General features: G+C 58.9%; 4 protein-coding genes. 3 read left to right on the top strand and 1 reads right to left on the bottom strand.

What is annotated here, in order from left to right:
- The 3 genes from JWR14_RS36145 to JWR14_RS36135 form a co-directional block, all read left to right on the top strand.
- Window positions 1-429, top strand: a 429-nt coding sequence (locus tag JWR14_RS36145) for an ABC transporter permease subunit (RefSeq protein ID WP_299719140.1), incomplete at its 5' end; no start/stop codon positions are given.
- Entirely contained in the window at window positions 426-2,024 is a 1,599-nt protein-coding gene (locus JWR14_RS36140) for a dipeptide ABC transporter ATP-binding protein (RefSeq protein WP_299719138.1), read from the top strand. The genes JWR14_RS36145 and JWR14_RS36140, both read left to right, overlap by 4 nt.
- 136 nt (window positions 2,025-2,160) lie before the next feature.
- On the top strand, window positions 2,161-2,844 hold the full coding sequence (locus JWR14_RS36135) for a C40 family peptidase (RefSeq protein ID WP_299719136.1): 684 nt from the start codon (window positions 2,161-2,163) through the stop codon (window positions 2,842-2,844).
- Between the two features lie 262 nt (window positions 2,845-3,106).
- On the opposite strand, the gene JWR14_RS36130 is transcribed toward JWR14_RS36135, so the two are convergent.
- On the bottom strand, window positions 3,107-3,355 hold a 249-nt coding region (locus tag JWR14_RS36130), incomplete at its 5' end, for a hypothetical protein (RefSeq protein ID WP_299719134.1).

Genomic DNA, 3,355 nt, shown 5'->3' with positions numbered 1-3,355 from the left:
GTGCTGTTGTCGTTGTTCGGATGGATCGGGTTATCGGACTATGTGCGCGCCGAGTTCCTGCGCAACCGCACGCAGGATTACGTGCGGGCGGCGCGAGCGATGGGCTTATCCAATGCCCAGATCATCTGGCGTCACATCCTGCCCAATAGCCTCACACCCGTTATCACCTTCCTGCCATTTCGCATGAGCGGGGCGATCCTTGCGTTGACCAGCCTCGATTTCCTGGGCCTGGGTGTGCCGCCGCCCACGCCATCGCTCGGTGAATTGCTCGCGCAAGGCAAGGCGAATCTCGACGCGTGGTGGATCTCGCTGTCCACCTTCGGCGTGCTGGTCGGGACCTTGTTGTTGCTCACCTTCATGGGCGACGCGCTGCGCAACGCGCTGGACACGCGCATCTCCGACGCCGTCAAAGCCGGAGGCGGTCAATGAGCGCGCCGCTGCTGGAAATCACGGATCTGCGGGTGCGCTTTGGCGAAACCATGGCCGTCGATGGCGTGAGCCTCAAGATAGAAGCCGGTGAACGCGTGGCGCTGGTCGGCGAGTCTGGATCGGGCAAGAGCGTAACGGCGTTGTCCATCCTGCGGCTGTTGCGCGACGCCGACCTGAGCGGCTCGATCCGGCTGGACGGCCAGGAATTGCTCACCAAAAGCGAACCTGCAATGCGCAAGCTGCGAGGTTCGGACATCGCGATGATCTTTCAGGAGCCGATGACCGCGCTCAACCCGCTGTACACCATCGGCGACCAGATCGTGGAGACGATTCAGCTGCACGATGGTGTGTCCGCTCGCGATGCCCGTCGGCGAGCGATCGATCTGCTCGCGCGCACGGGGATCACGGAGCCGGAAAAACGCATCGACCGATACGCGCATCAGCTCTCGGGCGGACAACGCCAGCGCGCGATGATCGCCATGGCGCTGGCGTGCCGGCCGCGCCTGCTGCTCGCCGACGAACCGACGACCGCGCTCGACGTGACCATCCGCGCACAGATCGTGGAATTGCTGCTGGAGTTGCAACGCGACGAAGCCGCTTCGCGCGGCATGGCCGTGTTGCTGATCACGCACGATCTCAACCTCGTGCGCAAATTCGCGCAGCGCGTGGCGGTGATGGAGCAGGGTGTGCTGGTGGAAAGCGGCACCGTGCAGGGCATCTTCGCGTCGCCTCAGCATCCTTATACGGTGCGATTGCTTGAGAGCCGCCCGGAGCGCACGGTGTTGCCGGTGCTGCCGCTGTCGCCCATATTGCTCGACGCGCAAGAGGTATCCGTGGAATTCGCCACCAAGACGCCGGGCGTGGGCGGCTGGTTCCGGCGTGGCGCGTTCAAGGCGGTGGATCGCGTTTCCGTGACGGTGCGCCAGGGTGAAACGTTGGGCATCGTGGGCGAGTCGGGATCGGGAAAATCCACTTTGGCGATGGCGTTGCTGGGTTTGCAGCGTACGTCACACGGCAAGGTGGAGTTTCAAGGGCGCTTGCTCGGCGATTATCGTGGCCGCGAAAAAACCGTCTTACGATCAAATATGCAGGTGGTGTTTCAGGACCCGTATAGCTCGCTGTCGCCACGTCAGACCATTGAGCGGATCGTAGGCGAGGGGCTGGCGCTGCATCGACCGGAACTCAATGCAGCCGCGCGCCACGCCAAGGTGGTGGCCGTTCTGCGCGAAGTCGGAATGGACCGTACGGCGTTGAATCGATACCCGCACGAGTTCTCGGGCGGACAACGGCAACGCATTGCAATCGCCCGCGCGCTGGTGCTGGAACCACGCATCCTGATCCTCGACGAACCCACCAGCGCACTCGATGTGTCAATTCAGCATCAAGTTTTGCGTCTGCTTGCCGATATACAACGGAAGTACAACCTCGGCTATGTATTCATCAGCCATGACCTAGAGGTTATTGGTGCGATGGCGCACCGGGTTGTGGTGATGCAGAACGGAACTATCGTGGAAACCGGCGATGTGGAGAATATTTTTGCGATGCCGTCCCACGAATACACAAGAAAGTTACTGAAAGCCGCGATCGCGGCCTAATTTTCACCAATTAGGTGCGTATCTCAATTGTATTTTTCTATGCCTTTTGACATGTAAATAATATCTGGCTAGTATCGAGCCAACTTTTCCGCATGATCCTGATTTTTCAGACTTTTTCACCCAAAACTACCGACCGATGCAGCAATTAACTTTGACTCAAACATGCGCGCGGGCAGCAGCCAGCATGTTGATCGGCCTGATGATGACAGCAACTTCGGGCGCGTTTGCCGACGAAGTCAACAATTCAAGCCAAAATGCCAGCAATGGCATTTCCGCATCGACCAGAGCAGCTAACGAGATTTACCCCGTTGCTGACTCCGGTAATGTGACAAGCAACCCATCCAGCGGTACGCGTTCTTTTCTTTCCGGCATGGCGAGCAAGGCGGGCGACGTAGTCGTCGGCGCGCTCAATATGATCGGCGTGCGCTATCGCTGGGGCGGCAATACGCCGGATTCCGGTCTCGATTGCAGCGGTTTCGTGCGCTACGTGTTCCAGGACACGTTGGGTATGACGCTGCCGCGGCGTGCGGAAGAGATGAGCCGGGTTGGCGAGAAAGTTCGCGTGAGCGAGCTGAAGCCGGGTGACCTCGTGTTTTTCAACACAATGCGCCGCTCGTTCTCGCACGTCGGGATTTATATCGGCGACAACAAGTTTGTTCACTCGCCGTCCACGGGCAGCACGATCCGTGTGGACGACATGGACAACAGCTATTGGGAAAAGCGCTATACGGGCGCTCGGCGTGTTGAAGCGACCTTCCCGATTGACGGCGTCGATCTACGTCAGCGTGTCAGCGCCACGATTGGTAACAACGACAACTAAGTCGTTGCGACCCATCTAACCCGTCTGACCGGTTGCTGATGACCGGTGCGGTGTACAAAAGCCTGCCTTGAAAAAGGCGGGCTTTTGTCGTTTCCGCAGGGATTATGTGCGTTGCGGGTGGTTGGCTTACGCCGCATCGTTGCACTGCCGCTTTATTCAGGCAAACGACCGCGTATTACTCCAGGTTTCACTCCCGGAACCTGCGTCCGGAACCCGGTCAAATCCGAGCACATTCGGACGCTTCCGAGTGACATTGCTGGCATCACATGTCGCGCACCGCAACGAGTTTGCACTCTCCACGCCAACGGCTGCCAAGCACAAAACTTGACATGCCGATTGCTGCTTGCAGGCAAGCTTCGCACGTACAATCGCCCCCGTTTCCCGGGCAGCGCACTGCGCTGCGCAGCGATAAAAATCCGGCACAAGGTAAAGCCTGAAAAAGCCAGCCAAACGTTGAAACATGCTGATGCAAATCCTTGCACGTTGAAGAACGTGAAGTGCGATTACGATC

Origin of the sequence: Caballeronia sp. (assembly GCF_028292365.1) — a bacterium.
Classification (GTDB): domain Bacteria; phylum Pseudomonadota; class Gammaproteobacteria; order Burkholderiales; family Burkholderiaceae; genus Caballeronia.
Note: the sequence above shows the minus strand (reverse complement) of the source record. Positions and strands in the feature narration are given on the sequence as shown.

Excerpts from the sequence above, each read along its gene's own strand:
- JWR14_RS36140 (WP_299719138.1), top strand. The coding sequence starts at position 426 with ATGAGCGCGCCGCTGCTGGAAATCACGGATCTGCGGGTGCGCTTTGGC.
- JWR14_RS36135 (WP_299719136.1), top strand. The coding sequence starts at position 2,161 with ATGCAGCAATTAACTTTGACTCAAACATGCGCGCGGGCAGCAGCCAGC.